The sequence below is a fragment of the Pseudomonas sp. OE 28.3 genome, from assembly GCF_014268205.2.
GTDB lineage: Bacteria > Pseudomonadota > Gammaproteobacteria > Pseudomonadales > Pseudomonadaceae > Aquipseudomonas > Aquipseudomonas edaphica.
This window is the reverse complement of the sequence record NZ_CP077082.1, coordinates 2,619,684-2,634,753: the sequence shown is the minus strand read 5'-3', so window position 1 is coordinate 2,634,753 and position 15,070 is coordinate 2,619,684. Positions and strand designations below refer to the sequence as shown.

Sequence of the window (15,070 nt, the reverse complement as noted above, 5' to 3'; positions counted from 1 at the left end):
GCTGGCACAGGGAGCGACACGGACAATCAGGGCAGCCAGACGGACATTTCGGCGTCAACTGAACTGTTGTCGGTACTGCGTGGGGTTAAGGCCGAGTTTTTCACTGAACAGAAAGCGCATATGCCGCACGCTGCCGAAGCCTGCGCGGAAAGCCACGGTCTTGAGCGGCAGGTCTGTGCTTTCCAGCAGGTGCCGGGCACGGTCGATACGCGCGCCTTGCACAAAGGCCATGGGCGTCATGCCCACCTCTTTGGCGAACAGCCGCGCAAAATGGCGCGCGCTCATGCCCGCCAGCGCGGCCATGGACACGATGCTCAATGGCTGATCCAACTGCGCCAGCACCTGGTTCTGCACGCGGGTGATCGGGGTTTCCAGCGGCGCGACGGCGGCGGTCATCGGGCTGAACTGAGCCTGCCCGCCCTGGCGTTTCATCACCACCAGCAGCACCTTGGCGACGTCGACCGCCACCTGCCGGCCATGGTCCTGGGCGATGATCGACAGCGCCAGGTCGATGCCGGCAGTGACCCCGCCGGAGGTAATCAAGCGGCCATCCTGCAAGTAAATGCGATCGGTTTCGACGGTGGCCTTGGGAAAGCCTTTGATCAGGCGGTCGGTGTAGTGCCAGTGCGTGGTGACGCGGTGGCCGTCGAGCAGCCCGGCGTGCCCCAGCACAAAGGCGCCGGTGCAGATCGAACCGAAGCGCCGTGCCCGAGGCGCTGCGGCCCGCAGCCAAGGCAGCAGAGCCGGATGGCATTCGTTATAAGCGCCAGGCCCGCCGGGCACCAGCAGAAGGTCGTAGGCCTCATCGGCATGCGCCAGTTGCAGGTCGGCATGCACGTGCACGCCATTGGAGGCGCGCAGCGGACCGGGCTCGGTACCGATCGTCAGGATCCGATAATGCTCCGACGCCGGCAAGTAGCGATTGGCTATGGAAAACACCTCCAGCGGCCCGGCCATATCGAGCAGCAGGAAGTCTGGAAACAGCGCCATGGCCACAGTTTTCATCAAGAGCAAGTCCATCGTAACGGGAGTCGGGACGGCATTATGGCACGCTTGAAACTGTCAACTAAAATGAGACATTAATTCAATTTTCAGCTTATTAATGAATCACTGGAAAACCATTAACCTTCTTCTCAACGCAAGCGCCCTGCATTTCGCAGCCAGCGCTCACTTGAGGACAAGACCATGCTGACCCTTCGCAAAGCCTCGGAACGCGGCGCCGCCAATCACGGTTGGTTGAAGTCGTTCCACACCTTCTCGTTCGCCAACTACTGGGATCCCAGGGAGCAGGGTTTTTCCGACCTGCTGGTGATCAACGATGACCGCGTCGCCGCCGGCAAAGGCTTTGGCCAGCACCCGCATCGGGACATGGAGATTTTCTCCTATGTGCTCGAAGGCGCCCTGGAACACAAGGACACCCTGGGCACCGGTTCGGTGATCCGCCCTGGCGACGTGCAACTGATGAGCGCCGGCAGCGGCGTGGCCCACAGCGAGTTCAACCACAGCCAGAGCCATGGCGTGCACTTCCTGCAGATCTGGATTGTGCCGAATGTGGTCGGCGCCGAACCGCGCTACCAACAGGAGCACTTCAGCGCAGCGCAAAAACGTGGGCGCTTGCAGTTGATCATCTCGCCGGAAGGCACGGATGGCTCGCTCAACGTTCGCCAGGATGCACGGGTGTATGCCGGGCTGTTCAACGGCGACGAAACCGCAACCCTGGACGTGCCGGCGGACCGCCATGTGTACGTGCACGTGGCCCGCGGCAGCGTCGAACTCAATGGCCACCGCTTGCAGGAAGGCGATGGCGCACGGCTGCGCAATGAGCGGCAGATCCGCCTGAGCCAGGGCGAAGACGCCGAGGTGCTGGTGTTTGACCTGCGCCCTCAGGAACTGCCGCAGATGCCTTGAGCGCCTGCACGATGGCCCGCCACAACGGGCCATCGCTGGCGTCGATAGTCACCATCAGCGCAATGAAGTTCTCTTAAAAAATCCAACGCGTACCATCAAACCCATACCCGGCAACACCCAACTACAACTCTCGGAGCACACCACCATGAAACGCCAACTCTTGCTTAGCCTCGCTTTCTCGGTACTGGCTGCCAACGCTTTTGCCCACCCGGTTGTCGCTGAAGGCGGCGCGGATCGCCTGCAAGGCAACCACGTAGCCGAAAATGGTTCTGACCGTCTGCAGGAACGCCGTATAGCCGAAGGTGGCGCTGATCGCTTGCAGGAACGTGGCCTGGCTGAAGGCGGTGCTGATCGCCTGCAGGAACGCGGCCTGGCTGAAGGCGGTGCTGATCGCCTGCAGGAACGCGGCCTGGCTGAAGGTGGTGCTGATCGCCTGCAGGAACGCGGCCTGGCTGAAGGTGGTTCGGATCGCCTGCAGAGCAACCACGTATAACCCTCGCTGTTGGCGAGGCACCCCAAACCGGCCTGATCAGCCGGTTTTTTTTCGCCTGCGATCTGGCCATGTACCCCACCCAACGTCTGGTTAACGGGCTGTTGTGGCGAGCAGGCTTGTTGTGGCGAGCAGGCTTGCCCTGCGTTGGGGCGCGCAGCGGCCCTGAAACCTGAACACGCGGTTTAACTGAAAAATCGGATTAGCCGCACTGGGGCCGCTTCGCAGCCCAACGCAGGGCAAGCCTGCTCGCCACAACAAGCTTGCTCGCCACAACAAGACTGCTCGCCACACCGATCAGCGCAGGTCGCGGTCCACCCACAACACCGCCTTGCCGATCTGCTGGCGCGCCTCGATGCGTGCGTGTACCTGTTGCACCGTCTCCAGGCTGTAATGGCCCTCGATCTCCACGCTCAACGACCCTTCCAGCATCGCCGCGAACACCGCATTGGCACGCCGCTGCACGGTCGCCCCGTCGGCCATGTGGTCCGCCAGACGTGGGCGGGTCAAAAACAGCGAGCCCGCCTCGCCCAATTCAATCGGGTCCAAATCGCTCAGTGAGCCCGACACGTTGCCATAATTGACGATCAAACCCCGCGAGCGGCAAGCACGGAAACTCTCGCGCAAGGTGGTTTTGCCGAGCGAATCAAACACCACATCCACTCCGCGCCCATCGGTGGCTTGCAGCACCTGATCGGCAAAGCCGTCATAGGTCCAGGCCTGGTGGGCGCCACGTTGCCGGGCAATCGCGCATTTTTCGGCGCTGCTGCCGGTGGTCAACACGGTCGCGCCCAACCGCCGCGCCATCTGCACCAACAACTGGCCGATGCTGCCGGACGCCGCGTGAATCAGGCAGCTGCTGCCTGCCTGCAAGCGCGCCACGTCCTCAACCAGGTAGTGCGCGGTGCAGCCCTGAAACATCGCCGCAGCCGCTTGATCGAAGGGGATGGCGCTGGGAATCTGCGCGACTTTGTCGGCAGGCACGTTGGCGTATTCGGCATAGGCGCCCCAGGCAATGCACCAGGCCACCCGGTCGCCCACGGCCAGGTGGCTCACGCCCGGGCCAACCTCAACCACCACGCCGGCGCCCTCCATGCCCAGGGTGCAAGGCAAGCGCACCGGGTAAGTCACCGACGCCGCGTATTTGCCCTGGCGGGTATGAATATCCATGAAATTAATCCCGGCGCAGGCCACCTTGACCAGCACATGCCCGGCCGTGACCTGGGGTTTGGCCACATCATGGCGCAGTTGGGCGACATCGGGACCGCCGTAGGCTTGCAGGGTAATGGCTTTCATCAGGGAACAACTCCGTTTGCACTGGGAAGCGGCCATGGTAAAAGGGATTATTCGGTTGCAATATTCCCCAATCCCTCCCAGCCTCTGTGCGGAAATAACCCGATGTTCGATTGGCAGGACCTCTACTACTTCACTGTGCTGGCCCGCACCCAGTCATTGTCGGCCGCCGCCCGCGAGCTGCAGGTGGAGCACGCCACCGTCGGGCGCCGGGTCGATGCACTGGAAAAAGCCCTGGGCGTAAAGCTGGTGGACCGCCTGCCCCGCAGCCGCCCGCTCACGGCGCAAGGCCTGGCCTTGGCGCAAGTGGCGGCGGGCATGGGCGATATGGCCACGCAGGTGATGCGCTTGTCGCGTGTGGCCTCCATTGAACTGGCCGGCACTGTGCGCGTCAGTTGCCCGCCCTCCATCGCCAACCACTGCATTGCACCTCAGCTTGCGCGTTTACGCGCCCACTACCCGCAGCTGAATCTGGTGCTGATGCCGTCCACTCAACTGGCCGCGCTGGACAAGGGCGAAGCCGACATCGCCTTGCGCACCGTGCGCCCCGACGAAGCAGCCCTGGTGCGGCGCAAAGTCGGCGTGGTGCGCTTCGGCTTGTACGCCGCACCTGCGCTCGAACACTTGCCGGCAGCGCAATGGACCTTCATCGCCTACGACGCCAGCCGCGACCACCTGCCCCAGCAAGCCTGGCTGCACCAACTGCGCGGCCCTCGCCCTATCGTATTTGCCGCCAGCGAGTTGATCACCCAGCAGATGGCCGCGCGCGCGCAGGTCGGCGCGGTAGTGCTGCCGACCCTGGTGGGCGACCACGACCCGCTGTTGACCCGGTTGCCCACGCCCAGCGACGGCCCGGTGCGTGATATCTGGCTGACGGTCTACCCGGATATGCGCCGCTCACCGTCGGTGAAAGTGGTGATGGAGTTTCTGGTGGAATGTATTGAAGCGCAGGCGCAGCTACGTCGCTGATTCAGGCCGTGGCGAGGAATTTCTTGCGATACGCCGCCGGCAGCATCCCCACGCGCTGCTGGAACAGGCGGCGAAACGAATTACTGTCTTCATACCCCACCGCGTAGGTGATGCTTTCGAGGGTCATGCGCGTGGACTCCAGCATCTGCTTGGCCCGCTCCAGGCGCAGGGTTTGCACATAACCCACGGGCGTATAGCCGGTCGCCTCCTTGAAACGCCGCTTGAAATTGCGCACACCAAAACCAAAGCGCCGCGCCACGTCGTCAATTACCAACGCCTGGGCAAAGTGCTGCTCCAGCCAATGCTGCACCCGCAGGATCTCGCCGTCGCCGTGGTTCTTGGGCAACGACCACAGGGCGTACACCGACTGCTCGGTACGCACGCCGTCGATCAACAGGTATTTGCCACAGGTATGCGCAAGCTCTGGTGAACCGAAGCGGCGGATCAGGTGCAGCATCAGGTCCATCGCCGCGCTGGCGCCACCGCTGGTGATTACACGGTTTTCTTCACACAGGATCTGCGCGTCCTCCAGGGTCACGTCGGGGTAACGGCGCCGGAACAGCTCGGCAAACGCCCAGTGGGTGGTAGCGCGCAAGCCTTGCAACAGGCCGCTTTCGGCCAGCAAAAAAGCTGCGGTGCACATCGATGCCAGCACCGCGCCCTGGGCATATTGCTCACGCAGCCACGGGCCGTAGGCAGGAAAAGTGGGCAAGGCCTGCTTGAGGGTAAACAGGAAACCGGGGATCAGGATCAGGTCGGTGCGGCGCACCTGCGCCGCCGCGCACGCCACCTGCATGCACTGCCCGCTCCACGTGGTCACGGGCTGGCCGTCCAGGGAGACAACCACGACCTCAAAGGGTGGGCTGTCGGCAAACAGATTGGCGGCGCTGAGCATTTCCAGGACCAGGGTGGCGTTGGCGGCAGAACAATCATCGGCCAGGAGCAAGGTAATGTGCATAAAAAGCCTGTTTGCGTTTTTCACATGTAATAAGTCATTTGCGCACCTACCTTAGCCGATTCCGGCTGCGTACAGTGCGGCTTCTGATCAACTGCCTGGCACGTTTATGAATCTCTGGTTTCGATTGCTGTTCATGTTGTTCCGTCGTCCCTGGCGCAAGCCCGTGCAGGGTTTGGACACCACTGTAGTGCGCATGCGGGTGTGGCCGCTGGACCTGGATATCAACCGGCACGTCACCAACGGCCGGTACTTCACCCTGGCAGACGTTGCGCGGATGGATTTTGTGCTGCGTACCGGCGCTTTTCGCGTGGCCCTGCGCAACAAGGCGTTGCCGATTGTGGGCGACACCTGGGGCAAGTTCCGCCGCGAGCTGAAGCTCTTTGAAGTGTTCGAGGTACACACGCGCATGCTCGGCTGGGACCACAAATGGAGCCTGATGGAGCACCGTTTTATCAGCCGGGGCCGAGTGGTGGGCGTGGTGGTGATGCGCGGCCTGTTCCGCTCCGCCAAGGGCACCCTGCCCCCGGCCGACTTTGTGCGCGAACTCGGCTTGGCCGAAGCGTCACCGCCCATGCCGCAGTGGCTGAGTGACTGGGCAAACAGTTGTGATGAGATGAGCGTGCAGTTGCGGGCGCAGGAGCAGGTTTGAGCGCACCTAGGCCTTGGATACGAGTTTCTTCAGGTTGGCTTCGGCGTCATCCCTGGCCAGGTACAGGAAGCTTTTGCCTTCCTGGACCTTGAACAGCACCTTCATGCCAACCAACTTCTCCAGGTCCTTACGCGCGGTATTTTCCGAAACGTCATAGTCATGGGTGATCTCCTTGGGCGTGAAGGTGCGCCCTGGGTGTTGCAGCACCTTTTTCAGGAAATGTCCCTGCCGATAATTGAGTGCATCTTTCAATTCAAGCGTATCCAGCCAGCCCATCAGCTCGGTGGATTCTTTCCTTTTGGCCTCGAAATACGTCATGAATGCTTGCATTGCACGCTCAATGACGCGCAATTGGTAAATCACGAAATAGGTCAGGTCGAAGGCGTCGGTTTCCGTGTAGACATAGGAACGCCCATATTGCATTGGCGCCTCTTTAAGCAGCGTGCTGATAGAAATATATTCAAACGGCCAGTAACCACTTTTGAGCATGAACCAATAAAACAACGCGCGTGCGGTGCGCCCGTTCCCGTCCCTGAAAGGATGCTCATAGCCCAGCATGAAATGCAGGATGATGGCTTTCACCACCGGGTGGATAAAGTGCCTGCCCTCCTGCCCGTCATGCCGCTCATTGGCAAACCGGCAGAGCGCTTCAAGCCTGGCTGGCAGCAGGGCTGCCTTGGGCGGCTGATGCACAATGTCATTGCCCGCACCGCCGACAAAAACATCGTCTTCGTCCCTGATGGCCCCCGGATGAACATGCGCCTCATCAATGCCCGCCGTGGCAATGCCATGAAACTCGCAGATCAACCCGAGCGACAGACTTTCGTCCTTGTTGTATTTGGCATGCTTCATCAGCTGATAATTATTCAGGATCATCCGCTCATCATCATCTTGAGGCGGGCGTTCCTTGGCCAACATGTCCTTGGCGATTTTACGGGTCGTCGCGGCGCCCTCCAGTTGGGCGCTGGAGATGGCTTCCTCCATCATCAAGGCGTCAACCAGGTAGCGGGTGTTATCCCGGTATTGGGGAGACGACGCCGCCGCCCCGCCCAGCCTGGACGTCACCGACTCCACGGCGTGAACGACCGCGTCACAGAAATCCGTGGTGCACACAAAAAAAGGGCTGCCACACTCGCTGCGCAGTTCGAGGGTCTTGCTTGCGCAGGCCCGCGACATTTTAATCGCGGCCCAGGCAGCGTCTTTATTGATGCCCGGCGCGGGATATCGACGAAATTCATCCCAGTGCAAGTACCGACCTTTGCCGTCGACCGCTTTGTAGAGGCGCGCCAGCTCGAAAATCTCCAGGCCATATTGCTTTAACAAGTCGGCGAATTCGGTTGGCTTATGGATTCTCGCCATCGCTGAAACTCAATTTTCGAAAATTGAGTTGATCCTTGCGCAAGGGGTTGGCGGTGTCAAGGACTATGCAGTCAGACTGTGGGGTTGCGGGACGCGGAGCGTCCCAAGCGGCGTTCCCACGCAGAGCGTGGGAACGATCAGACCAACAACTACCAGCTCTCCCCCAACCCCAACAACCCCAGAATCTGCCGGCGCAAACCCACCAGATAGGCATCATCGCGATGCCGAGGATAGGGCCGGTCAATGGTCAACTGCGCCTGGATCTTCGCCGGGCGGTCGCTGAACACGATCACGCGGTTGGCCAGCAGCAAGGCTTCTTCCACGTCGTGGGTCACCAGCAACGCCGTGTAGCCCTGGCGCTGCCACAGGTCGATAAGCTCCTTTTGCAGGGTGATGCGCGTCAGCGAGTCCAGCTTGCCCAGGGGTTCATCCAGAATCAGCAGCCGTGGCTGGTTGACCAGCGCACGGGCCAACGCCACGCGCTGGGCCATGCCGCCGGAAAGTTGTCGAGGGTAGGCGTGCGCGAAGGCGCTGAGGCCAACTTTTTCCAGGGTTTGATCGACCTTGGCCGAATGGGTCTTGAGCAAGCCTTGAGCCTCCAGGCCCAGCGCGACGTTGTCCCACACGCGGCGCCACGGGTACAGGGTCGGGTCCTGGAACACCACCACGCGGCTCGGGTCGGGGCCGGTGATGGCGTGCCCATCGGCCAGCAAACGCCCGGAGTCAGCCGGTTCCAACCCGGCCACCAGGCGCAGCAAAGTGGATTTGCCGCAACCCGAAGGCCCCAGCAACGCCACGAATTCACCGGGCGCCACCTCCAGGGAAACCCGCTCTAATACCGGCAAATGCTGCCCGTCCAGTGCAAAGCCATGGCTGAGGTTCTCAATCCGCAGCGCCAGCCCGGGCGCGGGTTGAACTGCTTGCGCCAGCGCTACCATTTCATCGCTCCTTTCTGCCAGGCCAACAACCGGTCGCGCACCAGGAACAACCCGGTGATCAGCCCCGAGCACGCCAGCGCCATGATCAACAAGGCCGCGTACATATTCGCGTAGGCGGCCCAGCCCTGAGCCCATTGCAAGTACCAGCCGATGCCGGATTTAACCCCCATCATTTCCGCCACCACCAAGGTCGAAAACGAGGCGCCCAGGCCCATGAACAAGCCGACAAACACGTGGGGCAACGCGGCGGGGATCGCCACTTTGAAAATCAGGAAGCCCGGTTTGGCACCCAAGGTGCGCGCCACGTCGTAATAGGCTTTATCGACACTCGCCACGCCGGACCAGGTCAGCACCGTGACCGGAAACCAGGTGGCCAGCGCGATCAGGAAAACACTTGCGCTCCAACTGCTGGGGAACAGGAAAAAACACAGCGGCAGCAACGCCGTCGACGGCACCGGCCCGAGGATACGCAGCACCGGGTGCAACCAGTAGCCGATGCGCGTGGACCAGCCGATGGAGACGCCCGCGACAAAACCAGTCGCCGCGCCAAGCGCCACGCCCGAACCCAGCAGCAAGGCCGAATGCAGCAGGCTGTCGGCCAGGCGCGCATAGTCTTCGACATACACCGCAAGCAAGGCCTGGGGCGGCGCGAAAAACGGCACCGGCAGCAGCGCCAGCTTGGCGGTGAGCAGTTCCCAGATACCCAGCAACACGGGCAAGGCAATCAACCACGGCCCGGCCTTTTGCAAGCGCTGGCCGAGCCGCGAAAAACGCAGGCCCAGCAGGCTCAACAGAATGAACAGCGCAGCCACCACCACGCACACATTGGCCAGCCCTTGGGTCATCGGCCAATTGCGCACGGCATTGGGCCAATAGCTGATCAACAGCGCCACGGCCACCCAGGCCGCCACCACCGTGGCGCCCTGCCAGCCGGCCTTGAATGTCAGGCTTGGGTTCAGGGTTGTAGCGTCAACTGAAGACATCAGCGGTGATCTCCTTGGCGAACTCCACCGGGTCGGTGCCTTTGCTGATCACCTCGACGGTTTTCAGGTCGGTGACATAGGTGGTGATTTCCTGCGTCAGCGCCGCGCCGACCGCATGGTGGCCGTGGGTGTGATCGTGCAGGATCGCCTGCACTTCTTCTGTCGTAGTATTGAGCGCATAGGCCTGGAAGCCCTTGGCGACTTCTTCGGGGTGCTGCACGGAATAATCGTGGGCCTCCAGAATCGCCTGGGTCAGCGCCGCGACCACGCGCTTGTCTTCACGTACCAGCTTGCCGGTGACGCCGACCACGCAGCAACTGAGGTTGGCGTATGCCTCCACCAGGTTGGTGGACAACTCCCGCGCCACGCCGGACTTGATCAGACGGTACATGAACGGGTCGCTGCCACTGACCGCCTGCACTTCGCCACGCTCCAGCGCGGTGCCCAGCAGGTCGGCCGGGTACAGGCGCCATTCGACGTCGCGCACCGGGTCGACGCCGTGCTTTTTCAGCAGGATCGAGAAGAAATTGCGGTCGGGGCTGGCCATGTCGGTGACACCGATGGCCTTGCCCTTGAGGTCTTCGAGCTTATTCACGCCACCGTTCGCGGCACTCAGCAAGCGCAAGCAACCACCGTGGGTGCCGGCCGTGAGCTTGACGTCAAAGCCTTGTTCCAGCGCCTTGAGCCAACGCAGCGCCATGCCGATGCCCGCATCGGCCTTGCCGGTGGCGATGGCTTCGAGCAGCACTTCGGTGGAGTTGCCGAAGTTGACCAGTTCCACATCGAGGTTGTGCTTGGTGAAAAAGCCCTGGCCGTGGGCGATCACCACTGGCGCCAGGCACACGGCGTTGAGGTTGACCGCCAGTTTGAGCTTGCGCGGCGCGTCGAGGCGGATGAACTCGCCGGTGCCTGCAGGTTCCGCAGGCGTGCCGTGCCCGGCGTGCTCGTCGGCCGCAAAGCCCAGGCTGGGCAGCGCCAGGCCGGCCATGGAAATGCCCGCTATGCCGAGCAAACGGCGACGGGTCAAGTGATCGAAAGCAACCATGCGCAATTCCCTTTTTAAATTGATGTACCCAATAAAAAACACCGCCGCCCAAATGTGGGAGCTGGCTTGCCTGCGATAGCGCAGTGTCAGTCAACAACGGTGCAAACTGACCCACCGCTATCGCAGGCAAGCCAGCTCCCACATAGAGCGCATCAGTCCAGACCGAGGTGCTCACGCAACGTCGAACCTTCGTACGCCGTGCGGAACAGGCCCTTGCGCTGCAAATGCGGAATCACGCTTTCGACAAATTCGGTGAACGAGCCCGGCAAGTACCCCGGCGAAATCACAAAGCCGTCGCAACCGCCTTGCTCGAACAACTCAGCCAATTGGTCGGCGATCTGCGCGCCGGTGCCCACCAGTTGCGGCACGCGCACGCTGCTGGCGAAGATCCGGCCGAGTTGTTCCAGGGTCAGCTCGGGGCCTTGCATCAGCAGCTTTTCCGCCGCTGCACCGTGGATAAGCGGCGACTGCGCCACCTCGGCCAGGGTGGCCGACAACGGGAACGGCGACAGGTCCACATTCAGCTGCGAAGCCAGTGTCACCAGCCCCAACTCCGGCCGCGCCAGGGCGTTGTGCTGGTCGCGCTTGGCGCGGGCTTCGGCTTCGCTGCCGCCAATAAACGGCATCACCGCGGTGAGTATTTTGCAGCTGTCGGCGGCGCGGCCTTGTTGCACCACCTGGGCGCGCACGTCATCGCGAAAGGACTGCATCGCCGCCAGGTGCGGGTGAATGGTAAAAATCGCCTCGGCCCACCGTGCGCCAAAGCGCCGACCCCGCCCGGAAGACCCGGCCTGGATCAGCACCGGCCGGCCCTGGGGCGAACGCGGGATATTCAGCGGGCCTTCAACCCGGAACCACTCGCCCTGGTGTTGCACCGAGGTAATCAATGCCGGGTCGGCGAGCACGCCGCTTTCGCGGTCGAGCTTGAGCGCGTCCTTGCCCCAGCTGTTCCAGAGTTTCAGCGCGACCTCGACAAACTCATCGGCGCGGTCGTAGCGCAGGTCATGCTCCAGGTGCTTGGCCTTGCCGAACAGGCGCCCTTCGCTGTCATTCATCGAGGTGACGATATTCCACGCCGCGCGGCCCTTGGACAGGTGGTCCAAGGTGGCGAATTCGCGGGCAATATGCGCCGGTTCGTAATAGGTGGTGGAACGGGTCGCGCCCAGGCCGAGTTTGGTGGTCTGGCCCACCAGGTACGACAGGATCGGCAGCGGGTCGAGGCGCGTGGCGTCCTGGGCGCCGTAGCGCAAGGCAAACTCACGGGAGCCGCCCATCTGGTCGCCCACGGCCAGGCGATCGGCGAAAAACAGGAAGTCGAACAAGCCTTCCTCCACGACTTTGGCGATACGCGTGTAGTACTCGGGGTCGAGGTAATTGCCGACGGTTTCGGGGTGGCGCCATACCGCGTGGCTGTGCACCACCGGGCCGCTCAACAGGAAGGCTGACAAATGGATCTGGCGGCGTGAGGTCATAAAGCGTCTTCGCGGGAAAGTTCGCTTTTTATTATATTAATCACGCAAAATTATGAAAGAATCATATAACTCTATGGTTATGCCCGATTGGTCGGACGCTGCAAAAAGCGCCCTAAGCTCAGATCGAAAGAGTATTTATCGAATGCTTTTCATAACTTTAAGCTTGGCGCTATTTCGCAAGAAAATCGCGGTGATGACAGGCACGCCTTACGCCAAGGCGGTGGATGCGCAGGACGTGCAGACCTGGAAGCCTTAAGGCCGCGACAGGTTTGCACGCGCGGTAAACAGGGCGCCCCGGAAATGGTACAACAGCTACCTTCACTCTTTTCCTGGGGACCGCCACTCATGACGTCCAAGCTCGAACAACTCAAGCAATTCACCACCGTGGTCTGCGACACCGGCGACCTGGAAGCCATCAGCCGCCTGCGCCCGGTGGACGCCACCACCAACCCGTCGCTGCTGCTCAAGGCCGCCGCCATCCCGGAATACGCCGAGCTGCTGCGCAATGCCGTGAGCCTGTCCAAAGGCGATGTGGACCTGGCCTGCGATCACTTTGCGGTGTCGGTGGGCGCGGGCATTCTCAAGGTGATTCCGGGGCGTATTTCCACTGAAGTCGACGCGCGTTTGTCGTTCGACGAAGACGCGCTGTGGGCCAAGGCCAACCAGCTGATCGCCCTGTATGACCAGGCCGGTGTCGGCCGCGACCGCGTGCTGATCAAACTGGCCTCCACCTGGGAAGGCATCCGCACCGCCGAGCGCCTGGAAAAAGCCGGTATCCAGACCAACCTCACCCTGCTGTTTTCCTTCGCCCAGGCCCAGGCCTGCGCGGATGCCGGGGTGTTTTTGATCTCGCCGTTCGTGGGCCGCATCTACGACTGGTATCGCAAAAACACCGGCCTGGACTACACAGGTGCCGAAGACCCGGGCGTGCAGTCGGTGACGCGTATCTACAACTACTACAAGGCCAATAAAATCGACACCGTGGTGATGGGCGCCAGCTTCCGCACCTTGAGCCAGATCGAAGAGCTGGCCGGTTGCGACCGCCTGACCATCAGCCCTGACCTGCTGCAAAAACTGGCTGACGATAACGGCGTGCTGCAACGCAAATTGGCGCCGGGCGTAGAAGGCGAAGCGCGTCAGCCATTGACCGAAGCGCAATTCCGTTGGGCGTCGAATGAAGATGCGATGGCCACCGAGAAGCTGGCCGAAGGCATTCGCCAGTTTGCGCGGGATCAGGAGAAGCTCGAGGCGGTGCTGGCTGCGCTGTAAGGTACTAAAACCGCATGCGGTCAAATGTGGGAGCTGGCTTGCCTGCGATAGCGGTGGTGGCTGACAGATCGCTATCGCAGGCAAGCCAGCTCCCACAGAAAAGCCTGCTCGCCACAACAAGCCAGCTCCCACAGGTTGCTTTTTTGCCTAGGATTGCTGGCTCAAAACGGCCCTTTCGTCATCACCCGCTCATCAATGAACCCGCGCAACAGGCCAATCCGCTGCGTATAAGCAGCGCTCAGGCAACTGACTTTCGCCCCGCAGGCATGCCGCTGTTTGAGCCATTCGGCCTGCCCGTCCATCAATGACCCGCGCCCGCCCATGGCCATGAAGTGCTTGTTCAGGTCGTAGAGCAACGCCATGGTCACGTCCTGGTCGTTGAGGCTGACGTTCTTGCAAATCGCAATTTCGTCAGGCGCTTTGGCCTTGCCACAGTCGAAGCTGGCGGCAACGCTCGAAGGGCTGAGCAACAGCGCAGACACGCTGGCAAGCATCGCGAAAACAGCAGGTTTGATCATCAATCGTTACTCCTCAGCTACGCACCACACCCGTCCCAAACTTGCGAATCGCCAGGCAATACCCGATCAACGCCACCGCTGCCAACGCCCCGCCCGCCACGCCGATCCAGGCGAAGCCGAAGTGGCTGCCGACCCAACTGCCCATCAGGGCGCCGCCGCCGATGCCGATGTTGTAGATGCCGGAGAACATTGCCATGGCTACGTCGGTGGCGTCCGGTGCCAGCACCAGCACCTTCGATTGCATCGCCAGGCCGAAGCCCATGATGGCCATGCCCCAGAAAATGCTCAGTATCACCAGGTACGACTCGGCGCCGCTCAAGGGCAGCATCAGGGTCAAGCAGGCCGCGAGCAGGAACACTGCGCTGACCACGAAGATATGTGGGTTGAAACGGTGTACCAGGCTGAACAGCAGCGAGCCGATGATGCCCGCGCCGCCGAACACCAGCAAAATCAGGGTTACGGCGCCACCACCCAAACCGGCCACGCCTTCGACGAAGGGTTCGATGTAGCTGTAGGCGGTGAATTGCGCGGTAACGGTCATGGCGGTGAGTACGTAAAGTGCCACCAGTGCCGGGCGTTTGAACAGCAACGGCAGGCTGCGCAGCGAGCCGGAGTTCTGGCTCGGCAGCGGCGGCAAGGTGCGCGCCAGCCAGAACACCAGCGCGCCAGCGAACGCGGCGATCACCAGGAAGGTGGTGCGCCAGCCCATGGCTTCACCGAGCAGACGGCCCAGGGGAATGCCCAACACCATCGCCAAAGAGGTGCCAGTAGCCAACAACCCAAGGGCTTGCACCTGCTTGCCTTCCGGCGCCAGGCGCACGGCCAGGGACGCGGTAATTGACCAGAACAGCGCGTGGGACAACGCAATGCCGATGCGACTGACCATCAGCAGGCCAAAACTGTTGGCGACGCTGGAGAGGATATGGCTGGCGATAAACAGGCCGAACAGCACAATCAGCAACTTGCGCCGCTCGACGTTGCGCGTCAGCAGCATCACCGGCAACGAGGTCAGCGAAACGATCCAGGCATAGATGGTGAGCATCAAGCCGACGCTGGCGATGGGCATGTCGAAGCTCGCACCGATGGCGCTGAGCAGGCCCACGGGCACGAATTCGGTGGTATTGAACACAAAGGCGGCCAGCGCCAAGGCGATGACCGGTTGCCAATTGGCTTGGGGCGTTGCGGCTGAAATGCTCATTGGCGGGCGAGATACTCTGGC

At 61.8% G+C, this 15,070-nt stretch carries 15 protein-coding genes; 4 read left to right on the top strand and 11 right to left on the bottom strand.

Annotated features, from left to right (window positions below):
• Positions 1-54: 54 nt before the first annotated feature.
• The gene (locus tag HU759_RS12085; protein WP_017137750.1) at positions 55-1,005 is read right to left on the bottom strand and encodes a GlxA family transcriptional regulator; all 951 of its coding nucleotides are present in this window, start codon (positions 1,003-1,005) and stop codon (positions 55-57) included.
• 180 nt (positions 1,006-1,185) lie between these two features.
• Here HU759_RS12085 and HU759_RS12080 point away from each other — a divergent pair, with 180 nt between their 5' ends.
• A complete protein-coding gene (locus HU759_RS12080) occupies positions 1,186-1,908 on the top strand; it encodes a pirin family protein (RefSeq protein WP_170038575.1) in 723 nt (240 codons plus the stop codon).
• A gap of 121 nt (positions 1,909-2,029) precedes the next feature.
• On the opposite strand, the gene HU759_RS12075 is transcribed toward HU759_RS12080, so the two are convergent.
• Together HU759_RS12075 and HU759_RS12070 are read right to left on the bottom strand one after the other, a co-directional pair.
• Positions 2,030-2,395, bottom strand: coding sequence for a hypothetical protein (locus tag HU759_RS12075; RefSeq protein ID WP_158235112.1), 366 nt, complete (start codon positions 2,393-2,395; stop codon positions 2,030-2,032).
• A gap of 300 nt (positions 2,396-2,695) precedes the next feature.
• Positions 2,696-3,694: a quinone oxidoreductase gene (locus HU759_RS12070; protein ID WP_186617426.1), complete on the bottom strand. Its 999-nt coding sequence runs from the start codon at positions 3,692-3,694 to the stop codon at positions 2,696-2,698.
• A 102-nt stretch (positions 3,695-3,796) separates the two neighbouring features.
• Here HU759_RS12070 and HU759_RS12065 point away from each other — a divergent pair, with 102 nt between their 5' ends.
• Entirely contained in the window at positions 3,797-4,660 is an 864-nt protein-coding gene (locus HU759_RS12065) for a LysR family transcriptional regulator (protein WP_099547761.1), read from the top strand.
• Position 4,661: 1 nt separating this feature from the next.
• Here the strand turns inward: HU759_RS12065 and HU759_RS12060 are convergent, their stop codons facing one another.
• On the bottom strand, positions 4,662-5,618 hold the full coding sequence (locus HU759_RS12060) for a GlxA family transcriptional regulator (RefSeq protein ID WP_017137745.1): 957 nt from the start codon (positions 5,616-5,618) through the stop codon (positions 4,662-4,664).
• Between the two features lie 106 nt (positions 5,619-5,724).
• Here HU759_RS12060 and HU759_RS12055 point away from each other — a divergent pair, with 106 nt between their 5' ends.
• On the top strand, positions 5,725-6,267 hold the full coding sequence (locus HU759_RS12055) for an acyl-CoA thioesterase (RefSeq protein WP_017137744.1): 543 nt from the start codon (positions 5,725-5,727) through the stop codon (positions 6,265-6,267).
• A 6-nt stretch (positions 6,268-6,273) separates the two neighbouring features.
• Here HU759_RS12055 and HU759_RS12050 read toward each other — a convergent pair whose 3' ends face one another.
• The 5 genes from HU759_RS12050 to HU759_RS12030 all read right to left on the bottom strand — a co-directional run bounded on the left by HU759_RS12050 (position 6,274) and on the right by HU759_RS12030 (position 12,064).
• On the bottom strand, positions 6,274-7,626 hold the full coding sequence (locus HU759_RS12050) for a Fic family protein (RefSeq protein ID WP_186617425.1): 1,353 nt from the start codon (positions 7,624-7,626) through the stop codon (positions 6,274-6,276).
• A gap of 149 nt (positions 7,627-7,775) precedes the next feature.
• Positions 7,776-8,564 carry an ABC transporter ATP-binding protein gene (locus HU759_RS12045; protein WP_186617424.1) on the bottom strand — a complete coding sequence of 263 codons (789 nt, stop codon included), beginning with the start codon at positions 8,562-8,564 and terminating at the stop codon, positions 7,776-7,778.
• On the bottom strand, positions 8,558-9,547 hold the full coding sequence (locus HU759_RS12040) for an ABC transporter permease subunit (protein WP_186617423.1): 990 nt from the start codon (positions 9,545-9,547) through the stop codon (positions 8,558-8,560). Before HU759_RS12040 ends, HU759_RS12045 begins: the two co-directional genes overlap by 7 nt.
• The gene (locus HU759_RS12035) at positions 9,534-10,592 is read right to left on the bottom strand and encodes an ABC transporter substrate-binding protein (RefSeq protein ID WP_176991954.1); all 1,059 of its coding nucleotides are present in this window, start codon (positions 10,590-10,592) and stop codon (positions 9,534-9,536) included. Before HU759_RS12035 ends, HU759_RS12040 begins: the two co-directional genes overlap by 14 nt.
• A gap of 152 nt (positions 10,593-10,744) precedes the next feature.
• Entirely contained in the window at positions 10,745-12,064 is a 1,320-nt protein-coding gene (locus HU759_RS12030) for an LLM class flavin-dependent oxidoreductase (protein ID WP_099547755.1), read from the bottom strand.
• Positions 12,065-12,409: 345 nt separating this feature from the next.
• Between HU759_RS12030 and tal the strand changes: the two genes are divergently transcribed.
• The gene (gene tal, locus HU759_RS12025; protein WP_176991955.1) at positions 12,410-13,333 is read left to right on the top strand and encodes a transaldolase; all 924 of its coding nucleotides are present in this window, start codon (positions 12,410-12,412) and stop codon (positions 13,331-13,333) included.
• A 161-nt stretch (positions 13,334-13,494) separates the two neighbouring features.
• Here tal and HU759_RS12020 read toward each other — a convergent pair whose 3' ends face one another.
• Positions 13,495-13,851: a hypothetical protein gene (locus HU759_RS12020; protein WP_170038595.1), complete on the bottom strand. Its 357-nt coding sequence runs from the start codon at positions 13,849-13,851 to the stop codon at positions 13,495-13,497.
• 13 nt (positions 13,852-13,864) lie between these two features.
• Complete coding sequence (locus HU759_RS12015) at positions 13,865-15,049, bottom strand: sugar transporter (protein ID WP_099547752.1); 1,185 nt, start codon at positions 15,047-15,049, stop codon at positions 13,865-13,867.
• Between the last annotated feature and the right edge of the window lie 21 nt (positions 15,050-15,070).